Origin of the sequence: Rhizobium sp. SL86, assembly GCF_026672545.1 — a bacterium.
Lineage (GTDB): Bacteria > Pseudomonadota > Alphaproteobacteria > Rhizobiales > Rhizobiaceae > Neorhizobium.
This window is the reverse complement of sequence record NZ_JAPPRJ010000001.1, coordinates 91892-111242: the sequence shown is the minus strand read 5'-3', so window position 1 is coordinate 111242 and position 19351 is coordinate 91892. Positions and strand designations below refer to the sequence as shown.

General features: G+C 63.0%; 15 protein-coding genes. 6 read left to right on the top strand and 9 right to left on the bottom strand.

Annotation, left to right across the window (positions count from 1 at the left end):
• Nucleotides 1-69 precede the first annotated feature (69 nt).
• Nucleotides 70-2268, top strand: coding sequence for an RNA degradosome polyphosphate kinase (locus tag OU993_RS00560; RefSeq protein ID WP_326493814.1), 2199 nt, complete (start codon nucleotides 70-72; stop codon nucleotides 2266-2268).
• Between the two features lie 6 nt (nucleotides 2269-2274).
• Complete coding sequence (ppx, locus tag OU993_RS00555) at nucleotides 2275-3795, top strand: exopolyphosphatase (protein WP_268153973.1); 1521 nt, start codon at nucleotides 2275-2277, stop codon at nucleotides 3793-3795.
• Between the two features lie 16 nt (nucleotides 3796-3811).
• Here ppx and OU993_RS00550 read toward each other — a convergent pair whose 3' ends face one another.
• The 8 genes from OU993_RS00550 to OU993_RS00515 all read right to left on the bottom strand — a co-directional run bounded on the left by OU993_RS00550 (nucleotide 3812) and on the right by OU993_RS00515 (nucleotide 12380).
• On the bottom strand, nucleotides 3812-4891 hold the full coding sequence (locus OU993_RS00550; protein ID WP_268153971.1) for an adenylate/guanylate cyclase domain-containing protein: 1080 nt from the start codon (nucleotides 4889-4891) through the stop codon (nucleotides 3812-3814).
• A gap of 101 nt (nucleotides 4892-4992) precedes the next feature.
• Nucleotides 4993-5994 carry a DUF2891 domain-containing protein gene (locus tag OU993_RS00545; RefSeq protein WP_268153969.1) on the bottom strand — a complete coding sequence of 334 codons (1002 nt, stop codon included), beginning with the start codon at nucleotides 5992-5994 and terminating at the stop codon, nucleotides 4993-4995.
• Nucleotides 5991-7136: a ribonuclease D gene (gene rnd, locus OU993_RS00540; RefSeq protein ID WP_268157425.1), complete on the bottom strand. Its 1146-nt coding sequence runs from the start codon at nucleotides 7134-7136 to the stop codon at nucleotides 5991-5993. Before rnd ends, OU993_RS00545 begins: the two co-directional genes overlap by 4 nt.
• A gap of 82 nt (nucleotides 7137-7218) precedes the next feature.
• Nucleotides 7219-8142 carry an MBL fold metallo-hydrolase gene (locus tag OU993_RS00535; protein ID WP_268157424.1) on the bottom strand — a complete coding sequence of 308 codons (924 nt, stop codon included), beginning with the start codon at nucleotides 8140-8142 and terminating at the stop codon, nucleotides 7219-7221.
• 40 nt (nucleotides 8143-8182) lie between these two features.
• Complete coding sequence (locus tag OU993_RS00530) at nucleotides 8183-9586, bottom strand: multicopper oxidase family protein (protein WP_268153967.1); 1404 nt, start codon at nucleotides 9584-9586, stop codon at nucleotides 8183-8185.
• Nucleotides 9587-9676: 90 nt separating this feature from the next.
• Nucleotides 9677-10951 carry an MFS transporter gene (locus tag OU993_RS00525; RefSeq protein ID WP_268153965.1) on the bottom strand — a complete coding sequence of 425 codons (1275 nt, stop codon included), beginning with the start codon at nucleotides 10949-10951 and terminating at the stop codon, nucleotides 9677-9679.
• A gap of 141 nt (nucleotides 10952-11092) precedes the next feature.
• A complete protein-coding gene (locus tag OU993_RS00520; protein ID WP_268153963.1) occupies nucleotides 11093-11944 on the bottom strand; it encodes a hypothetical protein in 852 nt (283 codons plus the stop codon).
• Between the two features lie 4 nt (nucleotides 11945-11948).
• Nucleotides 11949-12380 carry an ABA4-like family protein gene (locus tag OU993_RS00515; RefSeq protein ID WP_268153961.1) on the bottom strand — a complete coding sequence of 144 codons (432 nt, stop codon included), beginning with the start codon at nucleotides 12378-12380 and terminating at the stop codon, nucleotides 11949-11951.
• 101 nt (nucleotides 12381-12481) lie between these two features.
• Here OU993_RS00515 and OU993_RS00510 point away from each other — a divergent pair, with 101 nt between their 5' ends.
• The 4 genes from OU993_RS00510 (at nucleotide 12482) to OU993_RS00495 (ending at nucleotide 18264) form a co-directional block, all read left to right on the top strand.
• Entirely contained in the window at nucleotides 12482-13093 is a 612-nt protein-coding gene (locus OU993_RS00510; protein ID WP_268153959.1) for a TetR/AcrR family transcriptional regulator, read from the top strand.
• Between the two features lie 435 nt (nucleotides 13094-13528).
• Nucleotides 13529-14053: an isoprenylcysteine carboxyl methyltransferase family protein gene (locus tag OU993_RS00505; RefSeq protein ID WP_268153957.1), complete on the top strand. Its 525-nt coding sequence runs from the start codon at nucleotides 13529-13531 to the stop codon at nucleotides 14051-14053.
• A gap of 153 nt (nucleotides 14054-14206) precedes the next feature.
• A complete protein-coding gene (gene aspS, locus OU993_RS00500; RefSeq protein WP_268153955.1) occupies nucleotides 14207-15997 on the top strand; it encodes an aspartate--tRNA ligase in 1791 nt (596 codons plus the stop codon).
• Nucleotides 15998-16197: 200 nt separating this feature from the next.
• On the top strand, nucleotides 16198-18264 hold the full coding sequence (locus OU993_RS00495) for a methyl-accepting chemotaxis protein (RefSeq protein ID WP_268153952.1): 2067 nt from the start codon (nucleotides 16198-16200) through the stop codon (nucleotides 18262-18264).
• Between the two features lie 91 nt (nucleotides 18265-18355).
• On the opposite strand, the gene OU993_RS00490 is transcribed toward OU993_RS00495, so the two are convergent.
• Nucleotides 18356-19351, bottom strand: coding sequence for a lysophospholipid acyltransferase family protein (locus OU993_RS00490; protein ID WP_268153950.1), 996 nt, complete (start codon nucleotides 19349-19351; stop codon nucleotides 18356-18358).

Sequence of the window (19351 nt, the reverse complement as noted above, 5' to 3'; positions counted from 1 at the left end):
GAAAAGGTATACGGGCCAAAAGGATGGCCGGCATCTATTCCGTTGCCGGTTTCGGTCGAATAATGGGGGATGACGATGGATCAGATGTCTGAAGCGCAGGACGTGCCGGTGGAGGTGACCGCCCAGGACGCCATCGATCTCCTGGAGAGCCCGGATCGGTTCATCAATCGTGAGTTTTCCTGGCTGCAGTTCAACCGGCGTGTGCTGGAAGAAACACTGAACACCGCCCATCCGCTGCTGGAGCGCGTGCGTTTCCTCTCGATCTCGGCCGCCAATCTCGATGAATTTTTCATGGTGCGCGTGGCTGGCCTGGAAGGCCAGGTTCGCCAGGGCATCGTTGTGCGCAGCCCGGACGGCAAGACGCCGGCCGAGCAGCTGGAGGAAATCCTCAAGGAGATCGACAACCTGCAGATGGAACAGCAGGCCTCGCTTGCCGTGCTGCAGCAGTATATGGCGCGCGAGGATATCCTGATCGTGCGTCCCTCGGCGCTATCGGACGAGGACCGCAACTGGCTGGCAAGCGATTTCGAGGACAATCTGTTCCCGATCCTGACGCCGCTCTCGATCGATCCCGCCCATCCGTTCCCGTTCATCCCGAACCTCGGCTTCTCGATGGGTCTGCAGCTCGACAGCAAGAGCGGTCGCGAGCCGATGACCGGGCTTCTGCGCCTGCCGCCGACGCTCGACCGTTTCATCCGCCTGCCGGACGAGGGCCAGATCATCCGCTACATCACGCTGGAAGACGTGGTGTCGATGTTCATCGACCGCCTGTTCCCCGGTTATGAGGTGAAGGGTGCCGGCACGTTCCGCATCATCCGCGACAGCGATATCGAAGTCGAGGAAGAGGCCGAGGATCTGGTGCGCTTCTTCGAAACGGCGCTGAAGCGCCGCCGCCGCGGCAAGGTCATCCGGATCGAGACCGATTCCGAAATGCCGGCCTCGCTGCGCCAGTTCGTCGTGCAGGAACTCGGCGTACCGGACAATCGTGTCGCGGTTCTGCCGGGTCTGCTGGCGCTCAACACGCTCTCGGAGATTGCCAAGGCTCCGCGCGACGACCTGCGTTTCGAACCCTACAATGCCCGATTTCCCGAGCGCGTCCGCGAACACGCCGGCGACTGCCTTGCCGCGATCCGCGAAAAGGACATGGTGGTTCACCACCCCTATGAGAGCTTTGATGTGGTGGTGCAGTTCCTGCTCCAGGCGGCGCGCGATCCGGATGTTCTGGCGATCAAGCAGACGCTCTACCGCACGTCGAACGACAGCCCGATCGTCCGGGCGCTGATCGATGCGGCCGAAATGGGCAAGTCCGTCACGGCGCTCGTTGAACTCAAGGCCCGTTTTGACGAGGAGGCCAATATCCGCTGGGCGCGCGACCTCGAGCGTGCCGGCGTGCAGGTCGTCTTCGGGTTTATCGAACTCAAGACGCACGCCAAGATGTCGATGGTCGTGCGCCGCGAGGACGGCAAGCTGCGCACCTATTGCCACCTCGGCACCGGCAACTATCACCCGGTGACGGCGAAGATCTATACGGACCTGTCCTTCTTCACCTGCAATCCGAAGATCGCCCACGACATGGCGAACGTTTTCAACTTCATCACCGGTTATGGCGAGCCGGAAGCCAGCATGAAGCTTGCCGTCTCGCCCTACACGCTGCGCTCGCGTATTCTTCGCCACATCGAGGAAGAGATCGAACATGCCAAGGCCGGACGTCTGGCGGCGATCTGGATGAAGATGAACTCGCTCGTCGATCCGGACATCATCGATGCGCTGTACCGCGCCAGCCGGGCAGGGGTCGAGATCGATCTCGTCGTGCGCGGCATCTGCTGCCTTAGGCCGCAGGTTCCGGGCCTTTCCGACAATATCCGCGTCAAATCCATCGTCGGCCGTTTCCTCGAACACAGCCGCATCTTCTGTTTCGGCAACGGCCAGGGCCTGCCGTCGGAAAAGGCGCTGGTCTATATCGGCTCCGCCGACATGATGCCGCGCAACCTTGACCGTCGCGTCGAAACGCTGGTCCCGCTATTGAACCCGACTGTGCATGAGCAGGTGCTGTCACAGATCATGCTGGGCAACCTGATTGACAACCAGCAGAGCTACGAGATATTGCCCGATGGAACGTCGCGCCGCTTGGAAGTTCGCCCTGGCGAGGAACCTTTCAATGCGCAGCAGTATTTCATGACGAACCCCAGCCTGTCCGGTCGCGGGGAAGCGTTGAAGTCGAGTGCGCCGAAACTGATCGCGGGTCTGATCTCCGCACGCAAGAAATAGTGATGCATGGTACGATCTGAAGCTCAGGGGCGTCTCCCCGGAAGCGCTCCTGTTTCCGTAGTGGACATCGGTTCGAACTCCGTTCGCGTGGTGATCTACGAGGATCTGTCCCGCTCGCCGACAATCCTGTTCAACGAAAAGGTCCTGTGTGGCCTGGGCAAGGGCCTGGGCTCAAGCGGACGTATGGACGAGGAGGCGGTCAATCGTGCCTTGAGCGCGCTGCGTCGCTTCCGGGCACTGTCCGACCAGGCCCGCGCGACACGCATCTTCGTTCTCGCAACCGCAGCCGCCCGCGAGGCCTCCAACGGTCCCGCTTTCATCGAGGCGGCGGAGGAAATCCTCGGCCAGCCGGTGCAGGTTCTCTCCGGCGAACAGGAAGCCTATTATTCGGCGCTCGGTGTCATCAGCGGTTTTGCCGAAGTGGATGGCATTGCCGGTGATCTCGGCGGCGGGTCCCTCGAACTCATCGACATCAAGGGGCACGATTTCGGCAAGGGCATCACGTTGCCGCTCGGTGGCCTGCGCCTGTCGGAAATCTCGGGCAATTCGCTGCAGAAGGCCCGCGCCTTTGCACGCACGCAGGTGAAGAACGTCAGCTTCCTCGAAAAGGGGGCAGGGCGCACCTTCTATGCCGTCGGCGGCACCTGGCGCAACATCGCCAAGCTGCACATGGAGATTACCCAGTATCCGCTGCACATGATGCAGGGTTACGAACTCCAGCTGAACGAGATGCTGAACTTCCTCGATCAGGTGGTTCTCTCAAAGGACTCCAAGGACCCGGCCTGGCAGTCGGTCTCCAAAAACCGCCGGGCGCTGCTGCCGTTTGGCGCGGTCGCCATGCAGGAAGTGCTTTCCGTCATGAAGCCGGCGCGCGTGGTGTTTTCCGCCCAGGGCGTGCGCGAAGGTTATCTGCATTCCCAGCTTTCGCCGGAGGAGCAGCAGAAGGACCCGCTGCTTCTGGCGGCAGACCAGCTGGCGATCCTGCGGGCGCGTTCGCCGGAACATGCACGCGAACTCGCGGAATGGACCGGCCGCATGGTGCCGATGTTCGGCATCGACGAAACCGAGGAAGAAAACCGCTATCGTCGCGCGGCCTGTCTGCTGGCCGATATCAGCTGGCGTGCCCATCCCGATTACCGCGGCCTGCAGGCATTGAACCTGATCGCGCATTCATCGCTGGTCGGCATCACCCATCCGGGTCGCGCCTATCTGGCGCTCGCCAATTATTACCGCTTCGAGGGTCTGCATGACGATGGCGCGACCGGCCCGTTGTCGCAGATCGCCACGCCGCGGTTGTTGTCGCTCGCCAAGCTGCTCGGCGGATTGCTGCGGGTCGTCTACCTGTTCTCCGCCTCCATGCCGGGCGTGGTGAACCACCTCTATTTCCGTCCGTCGAACAATCCGGATCTCGATCTGGATCTCGTCGTGCCGCACGACTATGCGGATTTCTCCGGTGAGCGGCTCGATGGGCGTCTGCAGCAGCTGTCGAAACTGACTGGCAGGCGGCTGGCCTTCGTTTTCGAATAAGAGAAGCGCCGCGCCGTCAGGAGGCGCGGGGCATGACGGGCGCCGCCGCACGGGTCCGCCGCAGCGCAAGCACGCTCAGCGGCTCGTCGCGGCCCTTGACCGCATGCGCTCCCTGCGGTTCGGCGTGAATATCCTTCGGCAAGGTCAGGCGGGAAAACAGATCCTGCGAGATCAGATGCGGCTGTTTCAGGCTCTTGCACAGCGCCTCGATGCGGGCGGTGGTGTTCACCACATCACCGAAATAGGTGATCTTGTGGTGGAAGACGCCGATCTCGGCGGTCACGATCGGTCCGCCGTGCAGGGCTGCCGAAAGCTGCGGCACGATGCCGAAATGTTTGTTCCACCAGTCGCGGTCCCGTTCGATATCGTCCAGGATATCGTAGAGGCAACGGATGCAGCGCGCCTTCTCGATTCCATCCTTCATCTGCCAGGTGACGATGACGCAGTCCCCGACATAATCATCGATCTCGCCGTTATGACGCCTGACGTGTGGCGCGAGGCTGGCAAAGACCTCGCCGAGGAATTCCTGGGCACGCAGGTCGCCGTGCTGGCGCGCATAGGCTGTTGAGCCGACCACATCCATGAACAGGAAAACCCGCTCCTCCTCGATCGGATTGCGATAGCGCCCGGTGAGCAGACTGAGGAAGGCGCGCCGCCCCAGCAGTTGCCGGATGCGAATGACGGTGATGCCAACGAGGAAAAAGGCGAGCGTATAAAGGAAGGCCGGCAGGCGAAGGAGGAGCAGTTCCTTCCATCCGGCATCGGCGAGCCCGCCGAGCTTGATGAAGACCCCCGCCGCGGCAAAACCGAGACCGGAGAGCACGAAGTAGATGACGAGGCTCGTCAGAAAATAGGCAGGCGTCGAGAACCGCCGGACCCGCTCCAGAAGGGTCGGCATCAGCTTGCCGCTCTCGAACAGGATCAGCGGCAGGCTGCAGGCAAGTGCATAGATGGAGCCGATGTAGAAGGCGCCATGCACCTCGAAGACGATCATATAAAGAACGCCGGTGAAGGCGATGAAGCAGGTCAGCAGCGTCCAGCGTAGGCCGGAATAGACGGGCCGGCTCCGGAGAGCAATCCTCGGTGTCAGGGCCATGATCTTCCGCTTAGGGCTCCCCGCACTGCGAATGAAGAGCATTCGCAACGTCACGCAAACATACGATCTCTTTGCCGCAGTGCAAGAGGATCCGGATCGGTTCAGGCGCCATCGAGCGCAAGGGCCGCGAAGCTCGCCAGCCAGTGTTCGCCCATGTAATCGCCCGCCACATGCGGCAGGGCGACCGTCAGATGCGCGTCGGCTGCGGCGTCAAGTCGCGCTCTACGCGGATCGTCGGCGGCAAGCGATTGGGCCAGCGCGGCAAAACACCAGGCGCGGCTGAGGTTCAGGCCGTCCAGATGGGCGATCTTGCCGTCGGAGCGGTCGGAGACGGTGGCGGGCACAAAGAGCGTCGCCGGCTGCCCATCCGCAAGGTGCGGCAGGAAACGACGAAACCACGCGTCGAAATCTTCGGCCGTCAGCAGGCGGTGCAGGCACTCCGCCTCGATCAGCGCCGGAGACAGGAATTCGTCGCCGGACGGTTCGCCCCATGCGGGGCAATCGCGGTCCTCGCCGTACCAGCGAAGTGCGGTGTCGCGCAAAAGCGCCATCAGGGCCGAATCACCAACGGTCTCGGCATAATCGGCGGCAAGCCGCAGCGCGAAGGCCGTGTTGAAATGTGTGCCGACCCGGACCGGATAGGTGGCGATCGGCAGGAACTGGCGGAAGCGCTTGGCAATCACCTCGGTCAGCGGCTGCAGCATCTTTGCAAAACGGCCGTCCTCCAGGCCGTGCAGTTCGGCGGCAAGCTTCAGCAGCCAGGCCCAGCCATAAGGGCGCTCGTAACCGCGCGCGAGCGGCCTTGCAAAATAGGCGCATTCGCCGGCAACGGTTTCGGCGGTCAGTTGAGCGTCAAAGAGGGCGCGGATCGCCGCGGCGTGCTGTCCTTGCGGATAGCGTCTCAGGATGCGGGCGAGAAGCCAGTAACCGTGCACGCAGGAATGCCAGTCGAAGCTTCCGTAGAAGATCGGATGCAGCTGTCGCGGCGTACCGAGATCGTCCGGGCCGGCAAATCCATGCGCGAGATGGTTCGGATATTCGCGGGTGACATGGCCAAGCGCGATGCTCGCGAACTGGTCGGCAAGGGCGGGGCTGAAGCTCACAGCTCCACCGTCTCCACTTTCTTGTCGATGAACCGCAGCGCTACGGCACCCGAGATCAGCTTCAGGGCCGGTTCGCCGAACAGATCGCGCCGCCAGCCGGACAGCGCCGGCACCTCGGCTGCTTCGCCCTCGACGGCGATCTTGTCGAGATCGTCGCTGTTGGCGATCACCTTGGCGGCAACACCGTGCTTTTCCGAGATCAGCCGCAGCAGCACCTTCAGGAGCTCGACGGCGGATTGTGCGCCTTCCGGCGTGTGCACATGTTTTGGCGCATGCGGCATCTCGGTCTTCGGCAGGGCCAGCGCGGCATTGACCGTTTCGAGGATCGCCGAGGCAGACGAGGAACGCTCCCAGCCCTTCGGAATGGTGCGCAGACGCCCGAGCGCTTCGGAATCCTTCGGCTGCTGCTGGGCGATCTCGAAGATCGCGTCGTCCTTCAGCACGCGCGAGCGCGGCACATTGCGGCTGCGCGCTTCCCGTTCGCGCCAGGCGGCAACGAATTTCAGCACCGCCAGTTCCTGCGGCTTGCGCAGGCGCGATTTCAACCTGAGCCAGGCATCGTCCGGATGCATGTCATAGGTTTCCGGGCTTTCCAGGATCGCCATTTCCTCGGCAACCCAGGTGGTGCGGCCCTCGCTTTCCAGCTTGTCCTTGAGGCTGAGATACACGTCGCGCAGATGCGTGACGTCGGCCATGGCATAATCCAGCTGCTTTTCCGACAGCGGCCGGCGGCTCCAGTCGGTGAAGCGCGAGGACTTGTCGATCTGCACGTTCTTCGTGCGCTGTACCAGCTGGTCGTAAGAGATCGAATCACCGAAACCGCAGACCATGGCGGCCACCTGCGTGTCGAAGATCGGGTGCGGGATCAGCTTGCCGAGATGGTAGATGATTTCGAGATCCTGGCGGGCCGCATGGAACACCTTCAGCACGGACGTGTCCGCCATCAGCGCGAAGAAGGGTTGCAGATCCAGCCCCTTGGCCATGGGGTCGACAATCACCTCCAGATCCGGGCTCGCCATCTGGATGAGGCAGAGTTCCGGCCAGAAGGTCGTCTCCCGAAGGAATTCGGTATCGACGGTCACGAAGTCGGATTGGGCGAGCTTGGCACAGGCATCCGCGAGAGCGGCAGTGGTTTCAATGATCAACATCGGTCGTTCGGCTAAAAAGGTCGTTCAACCTTCCTTTCCCTTTCAACTTCGGATGTCAACACAAACGCTGCGCCGATCAGCCGTTCGGACGGTTATTCTCCGATTTATTGCCGCCGGCGCCGTGTCGTGCTTTCTGCGCACGGATGGCTGCGATGTTGTCCTGGTGGACGCGCTCATAAGGTTCGAAATAGGAGATCCAGCCCTCCGCGAGTTCCTCCCACAGGAAGGTCTCCAGGGATACGTCCGTCAGATCCGGATCATCGATGCGTCTGCCGAGCCGGTGGAGATACCGGCGGTTGGCCTCGATCAGGCCGACATCATATCCTCCGCCGGAAATCCGGCCTTCATCGCCATGGTTGGGCAGGATGCGCCGGATCGGCAGTTCGGAGAGCCGGCCGAGTTCGCGGATGTGCTGGGCGATGTTGTCCGGCTCGGAGACATAGGTGACGGTATCTTCCAGCGTATCGCCCGCCAGCAGCAGACCCTCGCCGGGCAGCCAGACGACCGTTCCGTCGGCGCTGTGGATGTTGAACTGCAAAAGCTCGATGCGCCGCGTGCCATAGGCAATCGAGAGTCGCCCGTCGAACAGCCGATTCGGCAGAACGACCGGTCGGATCGGCGGGGTCTTCTCGCCCAGAAGCCGGTCATTTTCCACCAGGGCAAGCGCCGTCTGCGGGTTGGCGATGATCATGCAATCGGAAAAGACGGCATTGCCGGCGATATGATCGGTATGCCAGTGGCTGAGCACCACCTCGATGTCGCGCACCCCGAGCGAGGCGAGATGCTCCCGGATGAACCGGGCGTGGTCGAGGCTGATATGCGTGTCATAGACCAGCGCCTGGCGCCCGGAGACGATGGCATAGCTCGCAATGCCGAGCGAATAGGCGCCGTCGTCCAGCCAGTTGCGCTCGGGCGCGTGCAGGCGTTTCCCGGCAATACGTCCGTCGTAATAGGCAAAGATGCCGGGCGCCGGCTCCAGGATGCGCAAGGTGGCGGTCATCGTCGTCACAATGGCCGCCGCTCCGGCTGGCGGCAGGGTGTCAAGTGACCCGGATATAGGAGGTCATACCCGTCTTCTGGTGTTCGATGATGTGGCAATGCAGCACCCAGTCCCCCGGATTGTCGGCAACCAGTGCAAGCTGAACCTTTTCGTCCGGAAGGACAAGATAGGTGTCGGATATCAGCGGCGCCACCGTTCTGGCATTCGAGGCGATCACCTGGAAATTCATACCGTGCAGGTGGATCGGATGCAGATGCGGCGTCGGGTTTTCCAGGTTGAGGATGTAGCTTCGCCCGCGCTTCAGTTCGGCGAGCGGCGCCATCGGATCGGACGTGTCGCCCGGCCATGGCACCTTGTTGATCGCCCAGAAGGAATAACCGAGCGAGCCGCAGAAACTTTCCTTTGCCGCGTTTTCCGCCGTCGCGCTGAGGATGAGCGGGATCGTCTCGGCGCTTTTCAAGTCCGGCGGCGTCCAGGGATTGGCAGGCAGCGGCCTGACCTCGCGCAGGTCCCGCTTCAGCGAGGCACCGGTCGCCCGGAACGTCGCGACCACCTTGGCCGTGGACGGCCGGATATCGGTGAGGGACACCGTCTGGGTCTCGCTGTCCGGCATGCGGAGGATAAGATCGAGCCGCTGGCCGGGACCGATCGTCACCTGGTCGAGGGGAAGCGGGAGGCCAAGCGGCTGGCCGTCGAGCGCAACGATCTTCGCCTCGGCTCCGTCGAGCTTCAGGATGTAGATGCGCGTCACGTCGGTCGCGGCAAGCCGCACGCGCACCAGCCCGCCGGCCGGTGCATCGAAGGCCGGCTGCACCTGCCAATTGGCGCCCCGCACGGTGCCGAAGGTGCCGTTTTTTGCCGCATCGCGCGGTTTGAACTGCTCGATGAACTGTCCGTCGCTGCCGAGCCGCCAGTCGCGCAGGTTGATGTCGATCTCCGCGTCGAAGACCGGGTCGTCCGGGTTCTCGACGATGAAAAGCCCGGTCATGCCGCGGCCCATCTGGGTCAGCGTGTTGCAGTGCGGATGATACCAGAAGGTGCCGGCATCCGGCGGCGTGAAGGCATAATCGAAGCTGTCGCCGGTATAGACGTAAGGCTGGGTGAGGAAGGGCACACCGTCCATGCGGTTGTCGATACGCAGCCCGTGCCAGTGGATCGTCGTCGGTTCGTCCAGCCGGTTGACGAGCTTTGCGGCAAAGGGTTCGCCCCGCTTCACCCTGAGCGTCGGCGGCATGGGATCGCCGGATGCGCCTTCGAGCCCGTAGGTCATCACGCCCTTGGTCAGGTGCTGGCCATCGAGAAGGGCATTGGCCGTTTTTGCCTCCAGCGTGATCGGCGTCGCAGCCGACGCCGTGGAATAGAGGCTCGCGGCGCCAAGGCCAAGCCCATAGGCGCCGAGCGCGGCACTGCCGGTCAGAAAGGTACGGCGGGACAGGACGGGCATGGCGAAACGCTCCAGCAATAGACCACGACTGATTAAACCTGAGGGTCGCCATCAGCAATATGGTGCAGGCTGCGATGATGCCGCAGGCTGCTACCGGCGCGGGCCGTTTGTCGGATCGTCTTGGCGCTGGTCGCGCCTGTCATCGCTCGGCGCACCGGCGAGCCTGTTGAAATAGGCGGAGGTGCGCAGCAGAGCCCGGAACCGGCCCGGCCGTTCTGCGGGCGGGATGGCGGGGCGGGTGCGCATCCGCACCAGCGTGTAGAACAGGAAACCCGCGAAGATGAACGAGGTGTAGACGAAGAAGACCTGCGGCCCGATGAACTGCAGAAGCAGCGAGGCGAGCAGCGGGCCGATCGTGGCGCCGATCGACCAGAAGAACAGGAGCCCCGCCGAGACGAGCGCATGTTCGCCGGGCTTGGCATAATCGTTGCCGTGGGCCGAACACAGCGAATAGAGCGGCATGGCAAAGGCGCCGTAGATGAAGATGCCGATGATGTTGGCCGTCTCGTCGGTGCCGGCGAAGAAGGACAGGTAACCGCCGGTCAGGATCGTGCCGATCGTCGCCCAGATGATCACTTGGCGCCGGTCCAGCCGGTCGGAAAAGATGCCGAGCGGATATTGCAGCACCACGCCGCCGATGATGCCGGCGCTCATGAAGGTGGCGATCTCGGTGACATCCATGCCGATGTCCTGCGCATAGATCGGCCCGATATTGCGGAAGGCCGCCATGCTGAGGCCGACCGCGATGACACCGACCACCGACAGCGGCGAGATGCGCCACACGGCGCGGATGTCGTAATTGATCGCCTCGGGCGGTGTCGGGCTGGAACGGTCGGCGACCGAGATCGGCACCAGCGACAGCGCCATGGTAATCGCGATCAGAGAAAAGACGATCGGTCCCTCGACGCCGAAGGTCGGGATCAGATACTGCGCCACCGTGACGGAGGAAAGGTCGACGAGACGATAGACCGAGAGCGTGCGCGCACGGTTGGCATTCGTCACCTTGGCATTGATCCAGCTTTCCACGACGGCAAACAGGCTGGCGACACAGATGCCGATCACGAACCGCATCAGTGTCCAGAAGGCCGGTGCGATGATCAGCGGCATCAGGATGCAGCAGCAGGCGGCAATCGCGGCCATCGCCGCGAAGGTGCGGATATGGCCGATCGAGCGCAGGATGCGCGTGACGTAAAGACAGCCGACGGCAAAACCAATGCTGTAGCCGGCGCCGATCAGGCCGATGGTTGAGGGCGAGAACCCTTCTGCCGAGCCGCGAAGGGCAATATAGGTGCCCTGAAGCCCGTTGCCGCCGATGAGAATGCCCGCCGTAACGAGAAGGGGAACAAGCGGTCGTATGGTGGACATTGCAATCGATTTTCCTGCAAGGACGGCACGACCGGATTGTTCCCCGCACCACTCATGCCTTCTTAGCGGTGCAAGATCGTTAAAAACAGCGCAGAGCGTAAATTCATTTATCAGCAAAATCGATCGGTCCGGTGGAGCCTTTCAGAAGAACGCCCGTCCGGCAACGGCCTGCGCAAAGGTGGCGGCGACGATGGCGATCGAGACCAGCGCGCTCACGACAAGGCCAGGCATGGTCCAGCGGGGTGCAAAACGGTCGAGCATCAGGCCGGCCAGCGGCAGTGCCTGCATGATATGGGTGGCGAAGAAATGCGGCACGCGAAGATCGCCGCCAGTCCGCGACCAGCCAAACAGAGGCAGGCCTCCGACATCCGTTCGCACGCCGCCGACCCAATGACCGGGACCATCGATCTGGCCGCTGCCCAGCGCAAAGGCGGTCACGAGTGTCAGCAGGCTTCCGAGGATGAGACCCCAGGCGCCGCCGAGTTGCAGCCCGCGTGGCGAAGAGGTGGCGGGGCGAAAGAGGAGGTAGAGGCCGAAGACGAGACTCGACAGCACCAGAAACGCAGCGCCTGCACCCATGATGCTGTAGGCCATTGCCTCGATGGGCGTTTCGGAGTTGAAATGCGAGGCGCGGCCGCGGGCCGCCTGAAGCGTGATGTAGAGAATTTCTCCCGTCGCGGTCACGGCGGCCGTCAGGCTCGCCAGCCACACCCCCCAACCCGTCTTGCTGCGGCTTTCGATCAGCGGCAAAAGCAGGAGCAGTGTGCCCAGCATCATCACCAGCGAAGCCTGGAATTTCAGCGGTTTTGACCAGACGCTGATGCCGTTCAACAGGCGCTCATCCAGCAGCAGGGCTGCAAGGCTCGGCACGGCGAGCGCGGCCGACAATCCGATGGCGACGATCAGAACGCGGCTTGCGGCATGCACCTCAATGCCGGGCAGGGCGGGCCGGCTGCGGGTCAGTGTCGGCATATCCTGGAAAATCAGCGTCATCGCGTCAGGCCTTCTTTGGGAGGAGGGCGGCTTGTGTTGCCGATGTCAGGTAAAACAGGAGCAGGCCGAGTGGCCCGAACATGAATGTCGCGGCGAGAATCGGCGCCTGCAGCACCCGGTTGAACCCGCGCCTGTCCGCCTCGACGGCAATCCATGTGCCGATGAAGAGGTCGAAGGCCAGATAGTGGATCCAGCCGGCCACCAGCACCGGATCGCTCGCAAACAGCAGCCGTACCTGCGTGATGGAGCCAAAGCCGCCGCCCTCGACACGAAAGAAATAGACGAAGATCAGCGTGGCATAGGTGAGCGACAGCACGCCGATCAGCGCGTAGCGCAGGCCTGCGATCAGCATCGGCCAGCGAGGCAGGAGGATGAGGGCAAGCCAACCGGCCATGGCCGCCGTGCTGGCTGCGGAAAAGAGCGTCTCGAACGGCATGGAACCCTCATCTTGGCGGTGACAAGATGGAGCATGGCGCAAATCCAGGCAATGTCAAGATTGCTTTTGACAGAGCGTGATCGACGCCGTTATGAAGAGACATGGCACGACGCACGGCATATCATCACGGCGACCTGCGCAAGGCGCTGGTGGATACGGGGCTCTCCATGCTGGAGGAACTCGGGCTGGAGGATCTTTCCCTGCGCAAGATTGCAGCGCGGGTCGGCGTATCGCATGCGGCGCCGGAACATCATTTCCCGAGCCTTCGGCATCTGTTGAATGCGCTGGCAGTGGAAGGGTTTGGCAGCTTTCGCCAGTCCATGCAGTCACAGATGCAGGCCGCGCCGGCGCGCCCCGCCGACCAGTTGCGCGCCGCTTTGCGCGGTTATCTGGCCTTTGCAACGGCACATCCGCATCTCTTCCGGTTGATGTTCAACCGCAACCGGCTGGACTGGGAGGATCCGGTGCTGGGTAAAGCCGGTGAGGCGGCGCGTCAGGTTTTGAAGGATATCTGCCGTCCGGTCGCCGACCGTCTGGCCATTGATACACCGGAAGGCCGTGTGTCGATCGAGCACCTCGTCTGGTCGCAGGTGCATGGTTACGCACATCTGATGATTGACGGGAAAATCGAGGTCGATAGTGCGTGCGAGGCGACAAACAGCGTGCCTGTGCCGGATCTGGTGGATTTTCTGCTGCCGGACGAGGCGGGGTAAACGTTGCGCTTTGTGCCAAGAGTCGGCACCGATTGGACTGTCGCTGCCGGTCAATATGATTCGGCTGCATCGCCTCTGACCCTGATCGGGCTATTGCCGCGGTTTGGCCGTTACGGTCTCCTTCGTGTCATCATATTATGCTCCTGCGGTGCGCTGTTGATCCTGTTCTTGCTCAGCCGACACCGACCAGCGGTCGCCGCAGGCGTGCCGCAAAACTCGGAAATTCGGGCCGCATAGGGACCTCGACACCTAAGATCGGTGCGTGTTGCGCAAATTGGACGCAAACGTCGAGATTGCGCGGCTGCGGCTTGCATCTTCGCCGCCGGAATTCTACCACATCCGGCCATTGGCGCTTACAGACGTGGCCGTGATGACGGCGGCTCGATCGGCGCCAGCAAAACCAAGAATATGCCGCGGGGGGGCGGTGAAGGTGCTATGGAATTCGTGCTGCTGCTGTTTTTCGTCATCGGGGTTGCCATTCGTGTCTCGAGCGTTCTCGTGTCCCGCCGCCACGAGGCTGTGCTGCGTCGCGGCGGCGCGGTGGAACACGGGGTGCTGAACACCAGGCTTCTGGCTCTGGCCCATGGCCTGTTCTACCTCGCCTGCCTGGGTGAGGGGCTCGCGCGGCATGCCCAGTTCGACAAGGTGTCGCTGGTCGGCTTGGTCATCTATGCCGCCGCCATCGGCATGCTGGTCTGGATCGTACAGCTGCTCGGGCCGCTCTGGACGGTCAAGATCATGATTGCCCGCAAGCATGCCCTCAACCGGCACTGGCTGTTCCGCACCGTCAGGCATCCGAACTACTTTCTGAACATCCTGCCGGAACTCCTTGGTTTCGCCCTGATGTTCCACGCCTATCTCACGCTCGCCGTCGGCCTGCCGGTCTATCTGGTCTTCCTGGTGATCCGCATCCGCCAGGAAGAGGCGGCTATGCGGCACCTGTTTTCCGCCGGTGCCTGACCCCTCACAACCGCAGTGAGGCAAACGCCGATCGGCCCTATGGCCGGTTCTGCCTTGACAAAGCGGGCGTCCCATGCGCTTTTCCGCCCGATTTTCCCCTGCCGGCCCGGCCTCGTTGCAGTGCGCCGGCACAAGTGATTCCAGGATCTCGCAATGCATCGTTACCGCAGCCACACCTGTGCAGCCCTCAGAAAGTCCGACGTCGGCGAAACCGTTCGCCTGTCCGGCTGGGTTCACCGCGTCCGCGACCATGGCGGCGTTCTCTTCATCGACCTTCGTGATCATTACGGCATCACCCAGGTCGTGGCCGATCCGGACAGCCCGGCCTTCAAGCTGGCCGAGACGGTGCGCGGCGAATGGGTGATCCGCATCGATGGCTTGGTGAAGGCCCGCTCCGAGGACACCATCAACAAGCAGATGGCGACCGGCGAGATCGAACTCTACGCCAAGGAGATCGAGATTCTCTCGGCTGCCAAGGAACTGCCGCTGCCGGTGTTTGGCGAACCGGACTATCCGGAAGACGTCCGCCTGAAGTACCGCTTCCTCGACCTGCGCCGCGAGACGCTGCACAAGAACATCGTCAAGCGGACCCAGATCATCGCCTCGATGCGCACCGGTATGACCGGTGCCGGTTTCGCCGAATATTCGACGCCGATCCTGACGGCCTCCTCGCCGGAGGGCGCGCGCGACTTCCTCGTGCCGAGCCGCATCCATCCCGGCCAGTTTTTTGCCCTGCCGCAGGCGCCGCAGCAGTACAAGCAGCTGCTGATGGTCGCCGGTTTCGACCGTTATTTCCAGATCGCGCCGTGCTTCCGCGACGAAGACCCGCGCGCCGACCGTCTGCCGGGTGAGTTCTACCAGCTCGACGTCGAGATGAGCTTCGTCACCCAGGAAGATGTCTGGGGCACGATGGAGCCGATGATGACGAAGGTCTTCGAGCAGTTTGCCGAAGGCAAGCCGGTGACCAAGCAGTGGCCGCGCATCCCCTACGATGAGGCGATCCGCAAGTATGGCTCCGACAAGCCGGACCTGCGCAACCCGATCGAGATGCAGAACGTCACCGAGCATTTCGACGGTTCCGGCTTCAAGGTCTTCGCCAACATGATCGCCTCGAACCCAAAGGTTCAGGTCTGGGCGATCCCGGCCAAGACCGGCGGCTCCCGCGCCTTCTGCGACCGCATGAATGCCTGGGCTCAGGCTCAGGGCCAGCCCGGCCTCGGCTACATCTTCTGGAAGGAAGAGGACGGCAAGATCGGCGGCTCCGGCCCGCTCGCCAAGAACATCGGCGAGGAACGCACCGAGGCTGTCCGCACGCAGCTCGGCCTCGACGCGGGCGACGCCTGCTTCTTCGTCGCGGGCGAGCCTTCAAAGTTCTACAAGTTCGCCGGTGAAGCGCGCACCCGCGTTGGTGAGGACCTGAACCTCGTTGACCGCGACCGCTTCGAATTCTGCTGGATCGTCGATTTCCCCTTCTTCGAATGGAACGAGGAAGACAAGAAGGTCGATTTCGCCCACAACCCCTTCTCGATGCCGCAGGGTGGTCTGGAAGCCTTGGAGAGCCAGGACCCGCTCACCATCAAGGCCTACCAGTATGACGCCGTCTGCAACGGCTTCGAGATCGCCTCCGGTTCGATCCGTAACCAGTCGCCCGAACTGATGGTAAAAGCCTTCGAACTCGTCGGCCTCTCCAAGGCGGATGTCGAAGAGCGCTTCGGCGGCATGTACCGCGCCTTCCAGTATGGCGCCCCTCCGCATGGCGGCTGCGCCTTCGGCATCGACCGTATCGTGATGCTGCTCGTCGGCGCCAAGAACCTGCGCGAAATCACGCTGTTCCCGATGAACCAGCAGGCGCAGGATCTGTTGATGAACGCCCCGGCGCCTGCCATGCCGAAGCAGCTGATGGAGCTTTCGCTGCGCGTGATCCCGCCGCAGAAGAAGGACTGATGAGAATCGCCTTCGCCTTTTGATTGAAAATGGGCCGCCGAAAACAGCTTTTCGGCGGCCTTTGCCTGTGTGAAAGCTGAGGTTTCATCAGATTGTCACGCCCGGTTTATCATGTGTTAAGCTGCAATCCCCATTTCTGGCCCCATTGTAAATCGGGCCTAGAACGGATGTTTATTGCACGACTTGGCATTGTTCATCGGGTGACTATTCTCGCGGCCATCGCCGTTGCAGGGCTTTTGGCCGTCGCGGTGATCGCGGTGGGCCAGCGCCGGATTGAGGCGCAATATCTGGAGGCTGCCGAGCAACTGCGGCAGCGCGAAACGGAGGTCGAGCGGCTGACGGCGGCCTTGCGCATCAGCCTGCTTGCCGAACGCAATTTCCTGCTGCAACGCGATATGGCTGAGGTTGCCGCTTTCGGTCAGGCGACCGCCCAGGCCACCGACATCCTGTCGCGCCTGCGCACCGACGCGCCGGCTGTTGCCGCGCCGATGCTCGATGAGCTGCAGCGGGTGATCCTGGCCTATACCGATCGTTTTCCGGCCCTGGTCAAGGCGAAGCAGGATCTCGGCCTGACCCAGGATGACGGGCTGGAAGGGGCGATGCGTGCTGCGGTGCATTCGACCGAGACGGCCCTGGCCGATGTTCTGGACCCCACGCTACAGGCCAGCATGTTGATGCTTCGCCGTCACGAAAAGGATTTCCTGCTGCGTGGCGATCCCGACTACCTCGATAAACATGCGACTGAGGCCCTGCGTTTTAAGGAACTCGTCAAGGCAGCGATCCGGCCCGGCGCCCAGCGCATGCGGGTGGTGGACAAGTTCTCGGTCTACCTGAACGCCTTCCGCCTTTACGCCGAAGGTGCCCTGAAGGCTGATGCCGCAGCCCAGTCGGTCACGGACGCCTATGCGGCGATCATGCCGGCCGTTGACGCCCTGCGGACGACGCTGTCGGCGGAGCGGGAAACGAAACAGCGCGAAAATGCCGCGATCGAGCAGCGCAACACTCTTCTGGCGGCCGGCCTGCTCGGCGCGACGATCCTGCTCCTGCTCACGGCCGTCTGGCTGGTCGGACGCTCGATCACCCGTCCGATCGCCGCGGTGACCAATGCCATGCGCCAGCTCGCCGGCGGCGATACCGATATAACGGTGCCGGGCATCGGTCAGCGCAATGAATTCGGCGCCATGGCAGCCGCACTCGAGGTGTTTCGTGTGGCAAGCATCACCAACCGTCGTCTGGAGGAAGAGGCGGAAGCCGCCCGCCGTCTCGCCGAGACGGAGCGCGTGCGCCTGCAGCAGGAAGCCGAGCAGGACGCCAATGCGCGGCTGGCTGCCGCGACGGCGGGTCTGGCAATGGGGCTCGAACGTCTTGCGGAGGGCGATCTTTCCTTCCGCCTCGACGAGGCGTTTTCGCCGGAATTCGAGGGCTTGCGTCACAATCTGAATGAAACCCTGCAGCGTCTGGCGCAGGTGATGCACCAGATCGTCGAGGTCAGCCATGCGCTGGACGGCGGAAGCAAGGAGATCAGTGTCAGTGCCGACGATCTGTCGCGCCGCACGGAACGCCAGGCCGCTGCCCTGGAGGAGACGGCGGCCGCCCTGTCGCAGGTGACCGGTAATGTCAGCCTCTCCGTGCGCCGTATCGACGAGGCGCGGCATGTGGCACAGGAAACCAACGAACAGACGGTGCGCACCGGCGTTCTGGTGGAGGATGCGGTCAGCGCGATGCAGCGGATCGAGCAGTCATCGAAGAAGATCGCCAGCATCATCGGCGTGATCGATGAAATCGCCTTCCAGACCAATCTTCTGGCGCTCAACGCCGGCGTCGAGGCGGCGCGGGCCGGCGAGGCCGGCAAGGGATTTGCCGTGGTCGCCCAGGAAGTGCGCGAACTCGCCCAGCGCGCCGGCAGTGCCTCGAAGGAAATTCGCGAGCTGATCCAGACCTCCGGCGCGGAAGTCGTCAACGGCTCCCGTTTCGTGCGGGAGGTCGGCGCGGCGCTGGCCGATATCTGCACCCGCGTCGGTTCGGTCGACGAGCATATGCAGGCCATCGCCCAGGCCTCTTCGGAACAGTCGCAAGGGTTGAAGGAAGTCAACGTGGCGATCGGCCAGATGGACCAGGCCACCCAGCAGAACGCCGCCATGGTCGAGGAAAATACCGCCGCAGCCATCGTTCTGGCCGGCGAGGCCCAGCGCCTGCGCGACCTCATGGCCCTCTTCCGGTTGGAGGGGGGCCTCGCGAACACCGCGCAGCGGAGCCGTGCGGCCTAGGCGGGTCAGCGCAGTCGGGTATGGCAGCTGGGTGTAGGGCTGGTGGCAAGGCATGGGCGTGTTCGCCGGCATGCGCCCGCCGTCCGGCCGCTCATTGCAGCATGCTGTCGACGAAAAACCACTGCACGGCGTTTTCCGCGATCACCGGTTCGAGAACCTGGCTCAACCTCTCGACATCCCCCATCAGCTCCTCCGGCCCGGCCGGTTGCTGCGGCAGGCGGATCGGCTCGAGGAACTGCAGCGTAAAGCGAAAATCCTCTCCACGTTTTGTGTACCACGGGCACAGTGTTGCGCCGGTCATCCGTGCCAGCCGGATGGCAAGCCCGAGATTGCCTTCCAGATGCGGCGGACGCCCGAAGAACGGTCCGCGGATACGTCCGCCGAAGGCTTCGTCGCAGAAGATGGATATCACGCCGCCACTCTTCAGGATGCCGAGTGCCGGACGCACCCCTTGCATGCCGGGCGGAATGAAGCGCAGGCCGGCTCTTTCGCGCACACGGGCCGCAAGCCATGCCTTGGCGCGTCCGGCGGGTGGCACATACATCGCATAGGGCTGCAGCCCGATCCGGCGCATCACGATCGGGCCGATCTCCCAATTGCCGAGATGCATGCCGACCATGATCAGCGGACCGCGCTTGGCGGCATCGACGACCACATCGACATTGTTGACGATCAGCCGCTCCGGATGTCGCGCGATACGGTTGACCACCGCAAATTCCGTCATCAACCGCCCTTGGGCGGCGCAATAGGCATCGAAGCGGCGCGCCTGCTCTGCGGCATCCCGGGCAGGACGGAGCGCTTCCATCGTCGCGCGCGCACGACCGGCGGCAACTTTGTGAAACCGCGGAATGGCGAAACGCCCGAGTGCTGCCCCGGCGCGCGACACCCTATCCATCGGCATCAGCCGCAGGGCGTAGAAAGTCGCGAGATGCAGGCCGTTCCAGATGTTGTCGGTGATCCAGTAGCGCACAAAGGCTCGGCGTTGATGTGTATCGCCGAAGAGTGCTGAGAGGCGAGGGGCGGACGGCGAGACGAACCGCCACGCCTTTCGTTTCGAGAGCGCTGGTGGCTTGTCTGCCTCCGTCAT

Coding starts and splice junctions, on each gene's coding strand:
- OU993_RS00520 (WP_268153963.1), bottom strand. CDS start 11,944: ATGACGCTGATTTTCCAGGATATGCCGACACTGACCCGCAGCCGGCCC.
- OU993_RS00490 (WP_268153950.1), bottom strand. CDS start 19,351: ATGACGGAGGCAGACAAGCCACCAGCGCTCTCGAAACGAAAGGCGTGG.
- OU993_RS00530 (WP_268153967.1), bottom strand. CDS start 9,586: ATGCCCGTCCTGTCCCGCCGTACCTTTCTGACCGGCAGTGCCGCGCTC.
- OU993_RS00505 (WP_268153957.1), top strand. CDS start 13,529: ATGGAATTCGTGCTGCTGCTGTTTTTCGTCATCGGGGTTGCCATTCGT.
- OU993_RS00525 (WP_268153965.1), bottom strand. CDS start 10,951: ATGTCCACCATACGACCGCTTGTTCCCCTTCTCGTTACGGCGGGCATT.
- OU993_RS00535 (WP_268157424.1), bottom strand. CDS start 8,142: ATGACCGCCACCTTGCGCATCCTGGAGCCGGCGCCCGGCATCTTTGCC.
- ppx (WP_268153973.1), top strand. CDS start 2,275: ATGGTACGATCTGAAGCTCAGGGGCGTCTCCCCGGAAGCGCTCCTGTT.
- OU993_RS00560 (WP_326493814.1), top strand. CDS start 70: ATGACGATGGATCAGATGTCTGAAGCGCAGGACGTGCCGGTGGAGGTG.
- aspS (WP_268153955.1), top strand. CDS start 14,207: ATGCATCGTTACCGCAGCCACACCTGTGCAGCCCTCAGAAAGTCCGAC.
- OU993_RS00510 (WP_268153959.1), top strand. CDS start 12,482: ATGGCACGACGCACGGCATATCATCACGGCGACCTGCGCAAGGCGCTG.
- OU993_RS00550 (WP_268153971.1), bottom strand. CDS start 4,891: ATGGCCCTGACACCGAGGATTGCTCTCCGGAGCCGGCCCGTCTATTCC.
- OU993_RS00515 (WP_268153961.1), bottom strand. CDS start 12,380: ATGCCGTTCGAGACGCTCTTTTCCGCAGCCAGCACGGCGGCCATGGCC.